11 protein-coding genes are annotated in these 17,600 nt (G+C 40.3%); 1 reads left to right on the forward strand and 10 read right to left on the reverse strand.

Annotated elements, in window-relative coordinates:
- Positions 1 to 17: 17 nt before the first annotated feature.
- From KEM09_RS15655 to KEM09_RS15680, 6 genes are all read right to left on the reverse strand, one after another.
- Positions 18 to 1,406 (reverse strand): hypothetical protein, encoded by a 1,389-nt coding sequence (locus KEM09_RS15655; protein ID WP_212229710.1) that lies wholly within the window; start codon positions 1,404 to 1,406, stop codon positions 18 to 20.
- A gap of 196 nt (positions 1,407 to 1,602) precedes the next feature.
- Complete coding sequence (locus tag KEM09_RS15660; protein WP_212229712.1) at positions 1,603 to 2,211, reverse strand: response regulator transcription factor; 609 nt, start codon at positions 2,209 to 2,211, stop codon at positions 1,603 to 1,605.
- Between the two features lie 357 nt (positions 2,212 to 2,568).
- Positions 2,569 to 3,585 carry a DUF4097 family beta strand repeat-containing protein gene (locus KEM09_RS15665; protein WP_212229713.1) on the reverse strand — a complete coding sequence of 339 codons (1,017 nt, stop codon included), beginning with the start codon at positions 3,583 to 3,585 and terminating at the stop codon, positions 2,569 to 2,571.
- A gap of 126 nt (positions 3,586 to 3,711) precedes the next feature.
- Positions 3,712 to 6,582, reverse strand: a complete 2,871-nt coding sequence (gcvP, locus tag KEM09_RS15670; RefSeq protein WP_212229714.1) for an aminomethyl-transferring glycine dehydrogenase — start codon at positions 6,580 to 6,582, stop codon at positions 3,712 to 3,714.
- A 161-nt stretch (positions 6,583 to 6,743) separates the two neighbouring features.
- A complete protein-coding gene (locus tag KEM09_RS15675) occupies positions 6,744 to 7,385 on the reverse strand; it encodes an MBL fold metallo-hydrolase (protein ID WP_212229715.1) in 642 nt (213 codons plus the stop codon).
- Between the two features lie 30 nt (positions 7,386 to 7,415).
- Positions 7,416 to 8,066: a protein-L-isoaspartate(D-aspartate) O-methyltransferase gene (locus KEM09_RS15680; protein ID WP_212229716.1), complete on the reverse strand. Its 651-nt coding sequence runs from the start codon at positions 8,064 to 8,066 to the stop codon at positions 7,416 to 7,418.
- Between the two features lie 181 nt (positions 8,067 to 8,247).
- Here KEM09_RS15680 and KEM09_RS15685 point away from each other — a divergent pair, with 181 nt between their 5' ends.
- A complete protein-coding gene (locus KEM09_RS15685) occupies positions 8,248 to 8,958 on the forward strand; it encodes a sugar transferase (RefSeq protein WP_212229717.1) in 711 nt (236 codons plus the stop codon).
- Between the two features lie 44 nt (positions 8,959 to 9,002).
- On the opposite strand, the gene KEM09_RS15690 is transcribed toward KEM09_RS15685, so the two are convergent.
- The 4 genes from KEM09_RS15690 to KEM09_RS15705 all read right to left on the reverse strand — a co-directional run bounded on the left by KEM09_RS15690 (position 9,003) and on the right by KEM09_RS15705 (position 17,590).
- Entirely contained in the window at positions 9,003 to 11,804 is a 2,802-nt protein-coding gene (locus KEM09_RS15690; protein WP_244825051.1) for an alpha-amylase family glycosyl hydrolase, read from the reverse strand.
- A gap of 67 nt (positions 11,805 to 11,871) precedes the next feature.
- Positions 11,872 to 12,924: a SusE domain-containing protein gene (locus KEM09_RS15695; protein ID WP_212229718.1), complete on the reverse strand. Its 1,053-nt coding sequence runs from the start codon at positions 12,922 to 12,924 to the stop codon at positions 11,872 to 11,874.
- A gap of 25 nt (positions 12,925 to 12,949) precedes the next feature.
- Positions 12,950 to 14,581 carry a RagB/SusD family nutrient uptake outer membrane protein gene (locus KEM09_RS15700; protein ID WP_212229719.1) on the reverse strand — a complete coding sequence of 544 codons (1,632 nt, stop codon included), beginning with the start codon at positions 14,579 to 14,581 and terminating at the stop codon, positions 12,950 to 12,952.
- Positions 14,582 to 14,593: 12 nt separating this feature from the next.
- Positions 14,594 to 17,590 (reverse strand): SusC/RagA family TonB-linked outer membrane protein, encoded by a 2,997-nt coding sequence (locus KEM09_RS15705; RefSeq protein ID WP_212229721.1) that lies wholly within the window; start codon positions 17,588 to 17,590, stop codon positions 14,594 to 14,596.
- Positions 17,591 to 17,600 lie beyond the last annotated feature (10 nt).

Genomic DNA, 17,600 nt, shown 5'->3' on the forward strand with positions numbered 1-17,600 from the left:
TAAATTCAAATCAACACTTAGTCGCAATGCTTACTACATAATACGCCATTGTTAAACAGGTCAAGGGTTTCAGCATACATTATTAAATCATCCATAACCACTGAAAGATCATCAGTGGGTAAATATTCATTAAGCAGTTCGCCGGCAGCGTCATAGTGTTGCTGCACATCAGGACACATGCTTATGTCCACTCCTCCTACTTCGAGGTTCAGCATGGCTGCTATATACTGGTGTGCAAGACTGTAATATTTACTTTCTGAAGGTTTTTTCGCATATATATCCAGATAGCTTAATCCGGTATTAAAGAACTTATCAGAGGGATTGATATGCCCCCAGTAAGCCTGGCCTGATTTTTTATTAATTCCGGTATGGTTTTTCCAGTAGCCCTGTGTAAGCGTACAAGCAATAAAAGAGTTTGTTACGCAATCGCCAATTTCAAAATCGGCGACGCCATCGGTACCTACATCGGGAGGAATCGCATCCCAAAAAGCATACGAGTTGTAATACTGATAACTAAACTCGTTATCTCCATCTGGCATTAACACATATACATCAAAACGAAACAGATCATTCCGCACATCATGATCGGGCCAAAAAACCTCCAGACATTGATCGGTGCCATAGGCTTCTGATGTGCTATTAGAGTGCGTAATAATCAGGTCCCAATTGATATCATCTTCATAATTGCCGTCGGCCGCGCCTATGTAGTTCAGAACATTTACCTTTAATATTGCTGGCATTTGCTGGCTAACTTCGCCTGGTGACAAGGTTTCGTAAAGAGAACCGTTAAGTACTTGCGGATTGTCAACACATAATGTACCCATCCAGCACTGACTGCGAATTGTCACCAAACTCATATCAAGCCACACAAAACCAAAGCTTACTATATACATTGGTTCAAAGCACAGTACATCAATTGGTACTTCGTGTTTAGCAAACTTATTGATAGTAAAAAGAGTATTCAGCTTATTGCTTACCAGCGGATAAAACTTACTGCCTTTCATTGGGGCAGCTCTCACAATTATATCTTCAGAACTAAGGTCATCAGTATGATATATAAAGAAATTGATTATACGAGCATGAGTACTATGCTCATCATTCAGCATCACTTTTACAGGCTGAGTGACATGTCTGTTATTAATCGTATAAATTGGGGCCTTAATTTGCTTCTGAGAGCTTACCTGACCGGTTTCGGTAATAAATTCAACTGTATAAAGTGCGTAGTCCATGGACAGTTCAGCACATTCGGGCACACCACCTACATCACCATTTTTTAATGAGCCAAATCCAGGATTCTCGAACGCAACAGAAATTTCAACTGAAGGAATCAGAATTTTTTGCTCAGTACGCGTACAGCTATTTACAATGAGGCATACAATGATGTAAACTACAATTGACTTTCTCATTATTAAGTTGGTTAAAAGTTCTATTGGTTCGATTGTAAATACAGGTTAGATAACCCATATCTATCAACCAACCACCTCAATAACACATTCCCTTTCAGGCACATATTGTTTTGAGACAGTAAAATTATGAGGGCTTTTAAACGAGCTCAATACCCATAAAGGGGTAAATCTGAAAGTCAATAAGGGCCATCGATTTTTAGACTAATCGATACTTTCCGATGATGAATGCTAATTTAGCCGTATTTTTAAACTCGAGTTTCTTGAGAATATTCTTACGGTGCCGCTGAGCAGTATGCGGACTGATATTTAAGTAATTGCCAATCTCTTTATCGGTGGCACCATCTACAATTAATTCTACAATTTCTTTTTCGCGTTTTGACAAACGTTTCGTTTTATCGCGATAAGTACCCCAATGAGGATCAACTGTTTCTTGCTCACTCCAGAATTCAGGCACATTTATCACAATACCTAAACGGTAATCTGATAAACTTCTATCGATGTTAGCGATACTAAAAACCAATAGGTGAAGGGGTTTGTATGATTGGTCCTTTTGACGCAATCTCACCACCCGGTTGATTGGTTTCGACTGTTTATTTTGAGAAGCATTCCACTCTAGAAAACGAATATATCGGGCATCATCTTTATGCAGTTTCATAAAAATCAATCGCCTGATAGCTGAGTTATTAAGCCGTTCAATGGATATTTGATAGGTTTGAAGAAATTGATGATTGGCACATACAATTCTATCCTTCTCTTTGGAGTAGATAAATATGCCTAGTTTATCCTCTTCAGGCAAGATTTTCATCAAGGTGCTATTTTGAACAAACCAATCAATGAACTTACCAAAAACATGGGAGTTCTTTGAACCGATTTTGTCAAAATTACAACACGCTAACTGACTCGCGTTGGGCAAATCCATAGCAATTAAACTTAAAGAAGATTCTTAATCCTTAAAGTACTGATTCTCAAAGCCCAAATTATGAATAAAAAAGATGCATTTCAAGAAATAACCTACACTACACCACACACAAACAACCGCTTATCAATCGAATAATAATATTCATCAACAATTATTATCCGTTTGTCATAAATTCCCCATTCCATTATTTAGCAAAAAAAAGCCCCGCGTTTGCGAGGCTTTGTAGTAGGTATTATTTAGTGCTTATTTATTAAAATTCATGGCGCCGGTTGTACTTATTGCCGTAATTACAATCGGTCCTTCTCCCATTTTAAGTTTCTTCTTCTTAGACTTACCATAAGCCACCATGTATGCATGCTCCGACTGACAGGCAAAGGTAAACTGCTCTTGTGGATTGATGAACTTCATCTTGATTTTTCCCTCTGTGGTATTAAACGAAGATGATTCGGTTAGCTTTACCCGGCTACCAATGATAGAGCCTTTAGTGGCCACAAGGTTAAATACACCAGTTACATCAAACAGGTTTAAGGTTCCCGATACTGATAATGAGCCAATTTTCCCTTCGGCATTTGACAGCTTCATGGCTCCTGACTTTGTTTTCAGATACACATCACCCTTGATCTCTTTAATGGTTTGTGCACCATCGGTAGATTCGGTTTTTAATGCGCCGTTAATGTTCTCTACAATCATCTCACCACTGCTTGAATATAACGAAACTGCGCCTTCTACATTACGGACCACATGTGCACCTCCTTTGGTGGAAACATTAAGCTGGCCTGTAATATTCTCGGCTTTCACCGAGGCGGAACTGGTCTTAAGCTTAAGGTTTACTTTCATGTTATTAGCCTGTATTTTACCCGATTTTGATTGAGCAAGCACATCGGCACCTGACAATCCTTCAAGTGAAATATAACCCGATGTGGTTTGTACATCCAGCATTACACCAGCCGGAATGATTACATTAACAAAACCACTGTGTGAAGTCCAACCGGATGCCGGCTTTTGAACCTCCACTTTCAGAACACCTGCTTCCTCTGTACACATAACAGCATAGCCATCCATTTCTTTGGCGGCTCGCAACTCAGCCGTTACTTCAAGTTTTGCACCCTCTTTAACGTCTACCTTACAAAATTCACCAATAACCGATACAGAGGTTATATTATCGAACGACTGATTAACACTGGCTACCTTTGGCATCTCCTGTCCCAATAGCGTTATGGGCAGCATTACTAATAACAATAAGCAAATATTCTTCATCATTTATATTTTTATTAACACCCTTTTTACTACGCATACGTCGGCTAAAAGTTTCTGCATAACACCATAAAAAAAGCCTGGTAAATCTTGACGAAATACCAGGCTTTAATAATATCAATAAACTATTAATTAGTCTTCCATGTAGCTCTCGATTGGCTCACAGGCACAAACCAGGTTACGGTCACCATAGGCATCGTCTACGCGCGCCACATCAATCCAGAATTTATTCTCGCGGATGAATGGTAACGGATAGGCTGCTTTTTCGCGTCCATATGAGTGATTCCATTCATCAGCTACAACTTTATAAGCCGGGTGTGGTGCATTTTTCAGCACATTATCCTCCTTATCAGCCGTGCCATTCTCCACCTCTTTAATTTCTGCATAAATCGATTTCATAGCAGCAATAAAGCGGTCCAGTTCCTGAAGCGACTCACTTTCGGTTGGCTCCACCATCAAGGTACCATATACCGGGAATGATAAGGTTGGTGCGTGGAAACCATAGTCCATCAATCGCTTGGCAATATCAGTTTCGGTAATGCCCGACTCTGCTTTAAAGTGGCGGCACTCCAGAATCATTTCGTGCGCAACACGACCATTTTTACCGGTGTAAAGAATGCCATAATCATCTTTCAGCTGTGATGCCATGTAGTTGGCATTTAAAATAGCAATTTTGGTTGATTCGGTCAGGCCTTCACCACCCAACATTTTGATGTATCCATAGGTAATTGGCAACACGCTGGCACTTCCCCAAGGTGCTGCTGCAACGGCCGTAATACCCTTACGTCCATTGTCAACTACCGGATGCTTTGGCAGGAACTCTACCAAGTGCTTGGCTACTCCAATTGGGCCAACACCAGGTCCGCCTCCACCGTGAGGGATGGCAAATGTTTTATGAAGGTTCAGGTGACATACGTCGGCACCAATGTGTCCGGGGCTGGTCAAACCAACCTGTGCATTCATGTTGGCTCCATCCATGTATACCTGACCACCATTATCGTGTATAATCTGACATACTTCGATGATAGACTCTTCAAATACACCATGAGTAGATGGGTAAGTCACCATCAGGTTCGACAAATTATCTTTGTGTTCTTCAGCTTTGGCACGCAAGTCATCCACATCAATGTTGCCCTTATCATCGCATTTGACCACCACTACTTTCATGCCGGCCATTACCGCACTGGCAGGGTTGGTACCGTGTGCAGATGCTGGGATGATTGATACATTACGATGCCCTTCGCCACGGCTTTCGTGGTAAGCCTGAATTACCATCAAACCAGCATATTCGCCAGCAGCACCTGAATTAGGTTGCAAGCTTACATCAGCAAAACCAGTAATTTCTGACAGGTCGCTGCGCAGTTCATCCATCATCATGTGGTAACCCAATGCCTGATTAGTTGGGATGAATGGGTGTAATCCATTAAACTCAATCCAGCTTAATGGGAACATTTCAGTCGATGCATTCAGTTTCATGGTACAAGAACCCAATGAAATCATCGAATGCGTTAATGAAATATCGCGACGCTCCAGCTTTTTGATGTAACGCACCATTTCAGCTTCTGAGCGGTATTTTTTAAATATATCTTGTGTCAGGAAAGAGCTTGTACGCGCCAATTCAGGCTTAACAGCCAAATCTTCGCTAAAATCACCAATAACAGGCACATCTTTACCAGCCGCTTTGGCGAATACTTCAACGATCCAGTTCAAATCGAATAGGTTGGTTGTTTCATCAATACTGATGCCTACCTGACCATTTTCGAAATAGCGGAAGTTCATCTCCAAATCAAGGCTGAAACGCTCAATATCCTCCACCTTCACGCCTTCTGGCAATTCAAAGCGAATAGTATCAAAATAATCAGCATTCAGCTGCTCATAGCCTAACTTCTCAACTTCACGTGTGATTTGGAATGCAATTGAATGAATACGCTCAGCAATGCGCTTGATACCTTCCTCGCCATGATACACAGCATAGAAACCTGCCATAGTAGCCAATAAAGCCTGAGCAGTACAGATATTTGACGTAGCTCGCTCACGTTTAATGTGTTGCTCGCGCGTTTGAAGCGCCATACGCAATGCGCGCTTGCCATTCACATCTTTGGTAATGCCAATGATACGACCCGGCAACTGACGCTTTAATTCTTCTTTAGTGGCGAAAAAGGCAGCATGCGGTCCGCCATAGCCCATTGGAATACCAAAGCGCTGAGTAGTACCAAATACAATATCAGCTCCCCATTCTCCAGGAGGCGTCAATAATGCTAAGGACATTAAGTCGGCAGCAACGGCAATACGGCAATCATTGGCATGTACTTTTTCGGTAAGCGCTTTGTAACATTCAACAGTACCATTGGAGTTAGGATACTGCACCATCACACCAAATACCTTGTCATTACACTCGAATGTGTGAATGTCACCAAACTGCAGTTCAATACCCAGTGGCTTGGCGCGGGTGATAAGTACCTCTTTTGTTTGAGGCCACATATTTTCGTCTGCAAAAAGCACATTCACGCCAGCTTTGGCTTGTTTTCGGCTTCTTGAGTTAAAAAGCATAATCATGGCTTCGGCTGCAGCAGTAGCCTCATCCAATAAAGACGCATTGGCTAACTCCATACCGGTCATCTCCGTTACCACAGTCTGGAAGTTTAATAATGCTTCTAAACGCCCTTGAGAAATCTCCGCCTGGTAAGGTGTATAGGATGTATACCACACCGGATTCTCCAATACATTGCGCTGAATAACGGCTGGCGTAATAACATCGTAATACCCCATACCAATGTAGGTATTGTATACCTTGTTTTGCTGAGCAATGTCGTGTATTTTTCTAAAATACTGACGCTCAGTCAACCCTTTACCGATATTCAATGGTTTCTCCAATCGGATAGAGGACGGTACAGTTTGTTCAATCAGCTCATCCAGGCTTGATGCGCCAACAGTTTTTAGCATGGTGTCTATCTCATGATCCCTAGGACCAATGTGACGAGAGACAAACTTATCGGTTCCCATATGCTTGCGTTTATGTTATCGATTTACTTTTTGGTATAATTTGAAGATTCAAATTGATTAATAAAAACTCAAAAAGACAATGATATTTGCTTGGTTAATAGAAAATAATTATCAATGAAAAAAGCTCCTTCTCCAATAAAGGGAAAGAGCTTTATGCTTTACTAAGTTAAAAATGGATTACTGGTTCTTTCGTGCCCAATTGTTGATGCGGGCCCATGACCGGGGTATACCTTCACCTCATCATCCAGCGCCAACAGCTTGTTTTTAATATTTGACACCAGCGCTTCGAAATCGCCGCCCGGCAAATCTGCCCTGCCGATACTTTCACGAAACAGCACATCGCCCACAATGGCTATCTTATCCTCTTTGCTTAAAAAAACAATACCTCCAGGTGAATGACCTGGCACATGTATCACCTCCAGTAATGAATTTCCAAAAGTAACTTTATCACCTTCGTTTAAATAGTTACCAATGGAGGGTGGATTAGCATCGAGCTCCATCCCAAAATTAGCTGCATACTCAACCGTTTGTTCACCCCAGAATTCATCATCTTTATGGGCTTCCAGCTTAAGGTTGTATTTGTCAGCTATAAACTTACTACCAAACACATGATCGAGGTGCATATGTGTTTGCAGCAATCGCACTGGCTGGTAGCCTTTCTCTTCAATAAACCGTGCAACTGCATCGCGTTCCTCAGCCGATAAACAGCCCGGATCAATAATTACGCATTCCTTTGTTTCATCTGACAGAATATAGGTGTTTTCCTGCCAAGGATTAATAGGTATTATATCTACATGTATCATTATAATTAGTCTTTAGCTCTTATTACAATTTTATTTGCCAACTACTCCATTGAGCATGGGCACAAAAGCACACTCTTCAATTTCCTCTTGCTCAAATTCATCCTCATTGATCCGTATAATGCGCATCAACACCTGCTTTGTGTCGCCAAAAGGAATAACCATCATCCCACCAACTTTCAACTGCATCAGCAGATTTCGGGGGATTATTGGCGCTCCTGCCGTAATTATTATTTTATCGAAAGGCGCCTGAGCCGGTAAGCCTTCGTAACCATCTCCCAAGTAAAATCGCCCTTGGTACCCCAGTTCCCTGAGCAAACGCACAGAACGCTGATAAAGTTCACCCTGGCGCTCAATCGAAAACAGTTTTACACCCATTTCAAGCAATACGGCTGCCTGATAGCCTGAACCAGTGCCAACTTCCAATATTTTTTCTCCCGCCTTGACTTCTAATAGCTGTGATTGCAATGCTACAGTGTATGGTTGAGAAATAGTTTGCCCTGCCCCTATTGGAAATGCCTTATCCTGGTAAGCAAACTTTATAAAACTGCTTTCGAGAAACAGATGTCTTGGCACCCGGCCAATAGCCTCTAGAACTCGCTCATCGGTGATTCTTTTGCGGCGCAACTCCTCAACAAGTCTTGCTCGCATGCCTATATGTCGGAATGAATCTTTACGCATCATGGCGCCAAAAATAATGCATTTATTCGGATTCCGCTTCTTATAAACACAAAGAGGCTTTTCACATTACCTTCTATGCCGCTGATCAAAAAAAATGCAACCCGATTGACTAAAACCGGTAAAATCAAATGGTACTATAATAAATCAAAAATGCCAACGTTATTATAGGCAGAACAATTGGGGAATGTTGAAAGACAGGGAGAGTATAATGCAAATTGCACCAGGATACACATATAGTTACGAGCGAGAACTGGATAGGCAAATTCTCGAGCATCGAAGCTCAGAGTTAGTACCTGTACCAGTTTGGAATAAAGCAAAATACGCCATCAAGCGAAGCAGTGATGTGACCATGTCACTCATAGGCCTTTTGGTCATATCACCTTTTATACCCTTAATTTATTGGAAAATAAAGAACGAATCGCCGGGGCCGTTTATTTATAAGCAGGAACGTGTAGGCGAAAATGGGAAGACCTTCCAGATACTGAAGTTCAGAACAATGTATGATGATGCTGAAAAAAACGGACCTGCCTTATCCTCAGCTACAGATGAAAGAGTTACGCCATTTGGTCGTTTTCTGCGGAAGTGGCGTATCGACGAACTCCCTCAATTCATAAACGTTATTAAGGGAGAAATGTCGGTTATCGGCCCACGACCAGAGCGGCAACACTATATTAATCAATTAATTAAAGACGAACCTGCTTTTTTAGAGTTACTTAAAACAAAGCCCGGCATCACATCATTGGGTCAGGTGCTGTTTGGTTATGCGGAGAATAAAACAGAAATGCTGCAGCGCCTTAAGCTGGAGTTGTTTTACATGAGAAAATACTCGTTACGGCTCGATATAAGGATTTTCTTTTATACACTGCGAACACTTGTAAAAGCAGAAGGAAAGTAATAAAAAATGGCCTTTAGAAATCATCTTAAGGCCATTTTTGTATTTTATTGTTTCACTAATTTTCTGACTTCGGTTTTTCCTTTACTTCTAATTCGTAACAGGTAGTGCCCCTTGGGCAAGTCACTCCAGCTTAGTGTTGCGGCCCCTCCGTTTATGCGTCCCTTCTTCACCAAAACGCCTGTTAAACTGAATAACTCGTACTCTGCTACAGACTCATCAATCTTAATAGAAACATCATCCTTAAACGGATTTGGCGACACCCCAAGTGTCAGACTATTTAAATCATCGCCAATGGAAGTGGGTTGTTCAAAACCACTCAGCTTCTTTTGACTATAAACCACATATTCGCCAGGTTGAAGGTACACCTGCATTTGCGTATCTGTTACATCAATACTATCGCGTACAAATACATTGTACCACTTGCCTTTTGTACTGAAATTAGGTGTCATACTCGCTGCTTCAACACCAAAATTAGCCACTATACGCACATCGCTGCCGTTGCTATTTAACTCAATACGCTTCGCTTCTCCGGCCACATCCATCACAAATTGATTGGTGGCAAATACCGGCTCGTTCTTTTTGTACTCAATCATTTTCTGGTACACTTTAAACAAGCGCATACGTTCTTTGCTATTCTGGTACTCCCATTTGGGAGGCTTGGCAGCCAATCGGCAGTCATTGCTAATTGTTCCGTCGGTACAGCGATTAATACTTAATTCAAAGCCTAACTCACCAAACTGCCATATCATCTTCGGTCCAGGAATGGCCATAAGCATGACTGCAGCGGCCTCAGTACGTTTTAATGCTGTTGCAAGTTCTGTTACATCATAGTCACCACTGCTATTACCATACTCTAAATTTTTATACATGATGCGCTCTTCATCATGACTTTCCATATAGTTCACTACGCCTGGTCTGTCCCATCCTCTTTTTTGATAAGATGTCCATGATAAATCAGATGGGTACCCCATTGTAGCTTCATTAAAATCATGATTAGCATTGCCCCACAACAAAATGCCGTTACCATGGTTAGATAGCTCTTTCTCTTCACTATTCTCTGACAAATGCTCAAAAATAACAATGGCATCAGGTTTCTGCTCCCAGATAGCAGAAGCCATTCGTTTTAGAATACCAATACGGGAGGCATCGTAAGCACTTGCCCAATTACCTGCCGGATATGGCGTATTCGTAAATCCTTTGGTAAAATCAAACCGAAAACCATCAATCTTGTACTCTTCCATCCAATATGAACAGATACTGTCAACCAATTGCTGCGTATGCGTGCTTTCGTGATTGAAATCGTAGCCCCATTGAGCAGCTGGTTCTGCCATGTTATGCTCTGTATTGTACCATGGATTGTTTAAGGGCTTGCCATCATCTCCCAGATACATCCTTGCAAAAGGCGACTGCCCATAGGAATGGTTCAACACCATATCCATAATAACAGCAATACCAGCCTTATGACACTCATCGATAAAGGTCTTGTAATCCCCTACCGTACCATATGCTTTGTCGGCAGCAAAATAAAACGATGGATTATACCCCCAGCTATCATTGCCTTCAAACTCATTAAACGGCATCAGTTCAATGGCATTAACCCCTAATCTCTTCAGGTAAGAAAGCGTATCGGTTATGGTCTTAATATCTTTGTTATCGGTAAAGTCGCGAATCAACACTTCATAAACCACAAGTTCTTCGGGCGATGGGGCTACAAAATCATTTACCTCCCAGATAAAAGTCTGATCGGCTGTTGTAAACACACTCACTATCTCATCTGTTTTTCCTTCGGGATAGGCTTTTAGGTTGGGATAGATATCCTCTGGTATGTATTTATCATTCCATGGATCCAGTATTTTAGTGGCATAAGGATCAGCTACTTTCAAATCGCTACCAATCCAAAACTGATAAGCGTACTCTTGTGTATCATCCAAGTCGGTTAGTGTTAACCAGAAATAATCACCATCTTTCTTCATCATGGCCGAGTTAGATGGCTCCCAATTATTAAAGTCACCCATCAGATACACATATTCTTTATTAGGGGCAAACAAAACAACTGTTGCAGTATTGGCATCAATTACATTAACGCCTCGTTTTAGCCCTAAGGGTAAAGGCTCGTTCACCACCTCTCCTTTTACAAAAAATTTAGTGGTAGCGCTTATCGAACTTGTAGCATCACTGGCTGTTGCCTCTAAAATGTACTGATCCAGCGTCACATTGGTGATGTCATGTACCAGTTCCTGGCCGGTGGTGCTGGCTACCACTTCACCATTAACCCTTAACTGAAGCTGATCATTTAACAGAGCATTGACCTGCACCTTAACAGTCGAACCACTTTCATGAATACTGTTATTAACAGGACTAGATATCGAGACTGACAGTTCTTCATCCGACACATCCACAAAAATATCTTTGTTACCTGTATCCTTGCCTTCTTTAGAGTTATCGGTACTGCGAAACACAAATGCCATTTGCTTGATGACTTCAGAGGCTGCAACGCCATAGTAATCTCTAATGTTAGGAGTAATCTCAAGCGTATACTCGTTGGTCGAAACACGCGTCATTTTGTATTTGGAACTGTTATCACCCCATGTAGGCGCGTATTTCCAGTCACTCCCACTGGTACTTTCGTTGGTAATAACACCGGTATGAGCATATACATCGCCTGTGTAATCCATGAGTCCCTGGTTACCTTTATCTGCATAAAAAGTAATTGTAACAGATTTTGATTCAACAGGAATAGCAGGTTCAGAGGTAACCACCTGTGCCTTTAGTCCAATGGAAACAAGGAACATAAAGAGCAAAAATGTGCCCCTGCTAATTAGTTTATTTAGGTAATTATCTCTCATAAGCATGTGTTTTAAAAAAAAAGCCGCCACAGTGGGCGGCTTTTTTATGCAAATATTATTAAGTGTTCTATTCAACTATTTCAAAAGTATAAGTCATATTGTTTAAATCAAATGTTACGTGGTAGTTACCAGGCGTATCGCATGAAATGTTATCACCTGAACCTACAAGATTACCATTAGAATCACCTGTAAGGTCACCGCCCCATGAACTATTCTTTCTGAATTTCCAACCTCCTGCTACGAAATCAGCAGTTGCCTCCCAGTACTTACGCTGGCCATTGTAGTGCATAATGATATCATCAGTATCACCCCAGCCACCAATGGCTTCACCAATTATTCCCCAATAATCAGTTTTAGTCAACGTTATTGTATTCGCATCCAAGTCAACTCTAAATACATATGTACCAGGAGTTACTTTGAAGTTATCTCCACCGCCAACGGTTCCTGTATAATTGTCACCATCTGCAGTTAATGTTCCACCCCAGTTTACATCCCAGCTAGGACCTTCAGTTAATTTAAACTCTCCATTATTATCAGCTGTTTCAGTAATTCTGATGATTCCCTCATAAACATTGTCGAAATTATACGAATACAACCTACCATTTTCGGCACCTGGACTCCAACCTTGGTATGCTCCAGGAACATAAATCATTGGGTAATCGATTATTGTTTCATATGGAGTAGTCGTATACTCTTTGAAAGCAGATACTATATCATCTACATTCTCATTAATCTTAGCCAAAACACGCAAATAAACTTGTGTTTCAACACCAGGATCCAATTCTAAAGCAATTAATGCATTATTAACACCACTAACTTTAATATCAACACTGGTTTCGCTAGTTTCAGCCAAAGTAGTTACAACATCAAAAATATTTGTTGTAGAAAGTTCAACTACATAATCAACCTGAACACTTACACCAGGATCTGTAGCTGACCACTCGAATGTAATTAATTCATCGGCATCATCTTTTGTAAATACTAATCCATCAGCACCTGGCAAACTAATATTTGACTCAGTTGCTAACTCAGGGTTGTATGTTAATTTATCATCTTCTGAACAAGACGAAAACAACATGGCTCCCAGTAATATAACAGCTATATATTGAAATATTTTCATTTGTCTAAAATTTATAGGTTAACGATTAATAACCTGGGTTCTGATTAAGATTTGGATTTGCAGTAATATCTGTAAATGGAATAGGCATTAGATTATACTTATCATCCACATCTTTCCCCTGCAAAGCATCACCTTTTAGAGGCCAGTTATAACCTTTTGTAAACTTACCAAAGCGCACAAGATCTGAACGACGGTGACACTCCCAATATAATTCACGAGCTCTCTCATCAAGAATCCAATCTAGATCAATTGTTCCTGGTAAAGTTGTTCCTGCTCTATCAGCAATCTCTTGCAAGTATGCCCTACTTGCACCCGAAACAGCTCCATCTAATCTTAGGTCAACCTCAGCAGCCATTAAATAAGCATCGGCCAAACGGAAAACAGGAATGTTAATATCAGTCCAGTCTGATTTACCTTCGTTAGAACCATAACCACCACTTCTTGTTCTGTTTTTATACTTAACAACCGCATAGCCGTGAGTAAATTGATCTTGTTGCTCAATTTCTAACTGCTGGCCAGTTGTAAACCAAAGTGCACGGTTATCATCAACACTAAATTTATTTACCAGGGCCTTTGTAGTGCGGTTACCACCCCAACCATTAGCCATACCATAATCATTTGGCTTCATTTCATCACCACCGATAGAAGCAGCTACCACATATGTCATACCACCATACGTTCTGGTATCATCACCATTGGAGTTAATTGAATAAATGATTTCATTATCAGCTTTATAATTATCAGCTAAGAATAGGTATTCATATGGAGAATACACATCACCCGCAACAGCATCAGCATCAGTAATCAGGCTATATCCTGCTGACGTTACTTTATTGATGTAAGTACGAGCTTTTGTATAATATGCATTGTCTAATTCTCCTCTGTAAATATTATGATTCAAATACAACTTTGCTAATACCATCCATGCTGCAGCTTTATTAGCCTGGCCTCCATAAGTTTGGCCAACATCAGCTAATACCTGTGATTTATCTTCACCTTCTCCAACTATGGCTAACAATTCACTTTCGATGTAATCGAACAGTTCTGGTCCACGTGGGTTTTCACCAGCAGGTAGAGGTAAAACAGAACCAATGGCACTATTCTCAGTTACAAATGGAACACCATTTCCAAATAAATCCAAAGCATGCCAGTATGATAAGGCTCTTAAGAAACGAGCTTCTGCCATATACTGCGGTAAGTTAGAATACTCAGGTTTTCCTAATCTGTTTGCCTGACGAATAAACTCGTTAGCTAAAGAAACCTGGTAAATAGCTCTGTAGTAAAATTGACGGATGAATCCATTGTTTGCACCCCAATCTACCTGACTTACATCTGGCAAATCACCATCAGCCCATCCATTTACGGCTTCATCGGTTGGTAATTCCTGACAAACGAAATAACCTCTCCAATACTGGCTGTGACCTTCGTCAAAACCAACTAAATCTGGATCACCTGCAGGTCCTTGTTGGCCTGAAACTGCAAAACCAGCATAAATCTTAGCCAACACTTGAGCAAATGCCTCCTCTGAATCCAAAACTTTATCTGCTGTTGCCAAGTTTGGATCAATCGGCGTAACATCTAAATCACTTGTACATGCACCTAAACCAACGATAATAGCAAGTGCAAATGCAATTTTATTTAATACTTTTATCTTCATGACTTCTTCAAATTAAAATGTAACATTTACACCAAGTAAAAATGTTCTTGGACGTGGGTAAATATTATTATCAATACCTCCACTCACCTCAGGATCAATTCCTTCATAGTCTGTAATAACAAATACGTTATTAACCGAAGTGTAAACTCTCATCTTCATATTGTTGTTCAACAAATCAGACATATCATATCCAAGGGTGATATTGTCCATTCTGAAGAAAGAGGCATTCTGCACATAGTAATCACTTAAGTATTGAGCAGTGTTAAAACCTGTATTGAATACATCTTTATTCAAATTATTCAGGTACTCACCACTAATTTGCATTCTGTTATAGAATCCACCATCAGAGGCCATGTTATTATAGACATATTGACCTAAGTTAGCGCGTCCTGCCATGCTGAAATCCCAGTTTTTATAATTGAAGTTAGTATTCAAACCAAGCATCACTTTAGGAGCTGATTGCTTATAAACTCTCAAATCACTTTCGTTGAATTGTCCGTCTCCATTAACGTCTTCATATAAACCTTCAATTGGCATGCCATTAGTACCATATATTTGCTTATAAACAAAGAATGAATTAGCTGGCTGTCCAACTTGGTGAATTTGAACCATATTACCAGTACCACCTGAAATACCACCTGTTTGAACACCCAAGTAGTTCGGATCTTCAACCCTTGTTAATTTTGTAATCTCATTTTCATTATAGGCAACATTGGCACCAATACTCCAAGAGTAATCGCTTCCTTCCAACGCAATTGCATTAACAGACAATTCAAAACCTTTATTCTCCAACGAACCAACATTTGTAACAAGTTCATTAGTTAAGTTAGCACCTGCAGGCACAGGAATCTGGTTCAACAGATCCTTTGTTTCACGTAAGTAGACATCTAAGGTACCGCTAATGCGATTATTTAAGAATCCATAGTCGAATCCAATATTATAGGTTGTTGTTTCCTCCCATTTCAAATTCTCATCATATCCGTTAGGGCGAATTGTAGTTAATGGCACACGATCATATGAACCAGTCACATTGTTGTAATAAACATACTGCGCTGTTGGCTGTCCTGATTTATAAGTTCCGAAATAACCATAGTCAGAACCAATATTTTGCTGACCAGTTACACCATAACCCAATTTCATTTTCAAGGTAGAAAGCACATCACTTCCTTCTAAGAAAGATTCTTCTTTCACATTCCATGCTAAAGCAACAGATGGGAAAAGACCCCAACGATTATCTTCTGAGAAACGTGACGATCCATCATTTCTTAAAGTAAATGTTAAGTAGTATTTATCGGATAACACATAATTTAATCTACCGAAGAATGATACCAGGTAGTTCTCATTACGGGTCAAGTTTTCTGGATCTCTCACGAAATCACCATCTTCATTTGGTAAGTTGAACCAACTACCTGATGTGTTTTCAGTCCAGAAATGTTGCCATGAGTACCCACCCATCACATCAAAACGAGAATCTATGGCATCTAGGTTTTTAGTATACTGCAAGTAGAAATCAAGTAATTTATTTTCTTTCTTTAATTTATACTTTTCATAAGAACCTCCACGCAAATATGCATCAGTATCCCATGCAGCACCAGCCATAACTTCTTTTGGATCATCCTGTGATTCCAGCATGTCCATCCCGATATTCAAATTGGCGCGAAGCTCTGGTAAAAAGTGGAATTTATAGTCGAATTGAGCATTTCCAATGAACCTATTCACTTTAGATTTATCAACTCGCTGGTCAATTAGTGCTCTTGGGTTATCAGGGGCATTACCATTAGGAGTTCCATCTCCACGGGTCCATGTAAAGTAACCTCCATAAGGCTCAAACATATCACCTGTTATCATTTGTGTTGGATCCATAGAAATTGCGGCTCCAACAGCTCCTGTATTTGAAAAGTTGTTGTTAACAAACATTCCTTTGGCAGAAAGATTCACTCTTAAGTGATCATCAAAAAATGTTGGATTAACATTAATTGACGCTGTTGTTCTTTCCATACTTGATTCATCAAGGATACCATTTGAAAGGTTGTATCCAACAGAAGCACGATATGGCATTTTGTCCGCAATCATACCTGACATTGCAAGGTTATGATCAGTACTTACTGCAGTTCTATAAACTTCTTTTTGCCAATCAGTACTTGCCTCTCCCATTAAACCTACATTATCAGGGAATTTATCTGTAAGAACCTCTCTATATTGATTAGCGCTTAAAATGTCTAACTCATTCGCTTTAGTTGCCACAGATACATTACCTGCATAATCTATCTTCATTCCAGCTCCACTACCTTTTTTAGTAGTAATTAAGATTACTCCATTAGATGCTCGTGAACCATAAATTGCGGTAGCTGATGCATCCTTTAATACAGTAAAAGTTTCAATATCATTTGGATTAACAACATTAAGCGGGTTACGCATACCTCCTACATCTCCTCCATCAAGAGGCACACCATCAATAATAATTAGAGGATCATTAGACGCTGTAAGTGAAGAACCACCGCGAATTCTAATAGTCGCACCTTCTCCAGGCGCACCACCACCATCAGTAATCTGCACACCAGCTACTTTACCATTAATTAACTGTTGTGGAGATGCAATCGCTCCCTGGTTAAAATCATCAGCATTAACGGTCTGGATAGATCCTGTTAAATCTTTCTTTTTTGTAGTACCATACCCAATAACAACCACTTCTTCCATGCCAATTATATCTTCTTCCAAGGCAACATTAATGGTTGTATTAGTAGCAACAATTTCTTGTGATTTATAGCCAATAAATGAGAAAACCAGCGTTTGCCCATTTTCAACGCTTAACGTGTAATTTCCATCAGGAGTAGTAATTGTACCGGTTGTGGTACCTTTAACTGCAACGGTTACGCCAGGTAATGGCATTCCATCAGCTGCGTCTGTTACCGTTCCTGACACTGTCATTTGTTGGGCGTATAGCGCTGAAAAGCTAAAAAGCGCCACAACAATAAGCAGTAACTTAAAAAGATTTGACTGTCTTTTCATAAAAACTAGA

Source organism: Carboxylicivirga mesophila (assembly GCF_018271975.1).
GTDB classification, from domain to species: Bacteria; Bacteroidota; Bacteroidia; order Bacteroidales; family Marinilabiliaceae; genus Carboxylicivirga; species Carboxylicivirga mesophila.

Coding starts and splice junctions, on each gene's coding strand:
- KEM09_RS15680 (WP_212229716.1), bottom strand. CDS start 8,066: ATGATGCGTAAAGATTCATTCCGACATATAGGCATGCGAGCAAGACTT.
- KEM09_RS15660 (WP_212229712.1), bottom strand. CDS start 2,211: ATGAAAATCTTGCCTGAAGAGGATAAACTAGGCATATTTATCTACTCC.
- KEM09_RS15700 (WP_212229719.1), bottom strand. CDS start 14,581: ATGAAGATAAAAGTATTAAATAAAATTGCATTTGCACTTGCTATTATC.
- KEM09_RS15665 (WP_212229713.1), bottom strand. CDS start 3,585: ATGATGAAGAATATTTGCTTATTGTTATTAGTAATGCTGCCCATAACG.
- KEM09_RS15685 (WP_212229717.1), top strand. CDS start 8,248: ATGTTGAAAGACAGGGAGAGTATAATGCAAATTGCACCAGGATACACA.
- gcvP (WP_212229714.1), bottom strand. CDS start 6,582: ATGGGAACCGATAAGTTTGTCTCTCGTCACATTGGTCCTAGGGATCAT.
- KEM09_RS15695 (WP_212229718.1), bottom strand. CDS start 12,924: ATGAAAATATTTCAATATATAGCTGTTATATTACTGGGAGCCATGTTG.
- KEM09_RS15690 (WP_244825051.1), bottom strand. CDS start 11,804: ATGAGAGATAATTACCTAAATAAACTAATTAGCAGGGGCACATTTTTG.
- KEM09_RS15705 (WP_212229721.1), bottom strand. CDS start 17,590: ATGAAAAGACAGTCAAATCTTTTTAAGTTACTGCTTATTGTTGTGGCG.
- KEM09_RS15655 (WP_212229710.1), bottom strand. CDS start 1,406: ATGAGAAAGTCAATTGTAGTTTACATCATTGTATGCCTCATTGTAAAT.
- KEM09_RS15675 (WP_212229715.1), bottom strand. CDS start 7,385: ATGATACATGTAGATATAATACCTATTAATCCTTGGCAGGAAAACACC.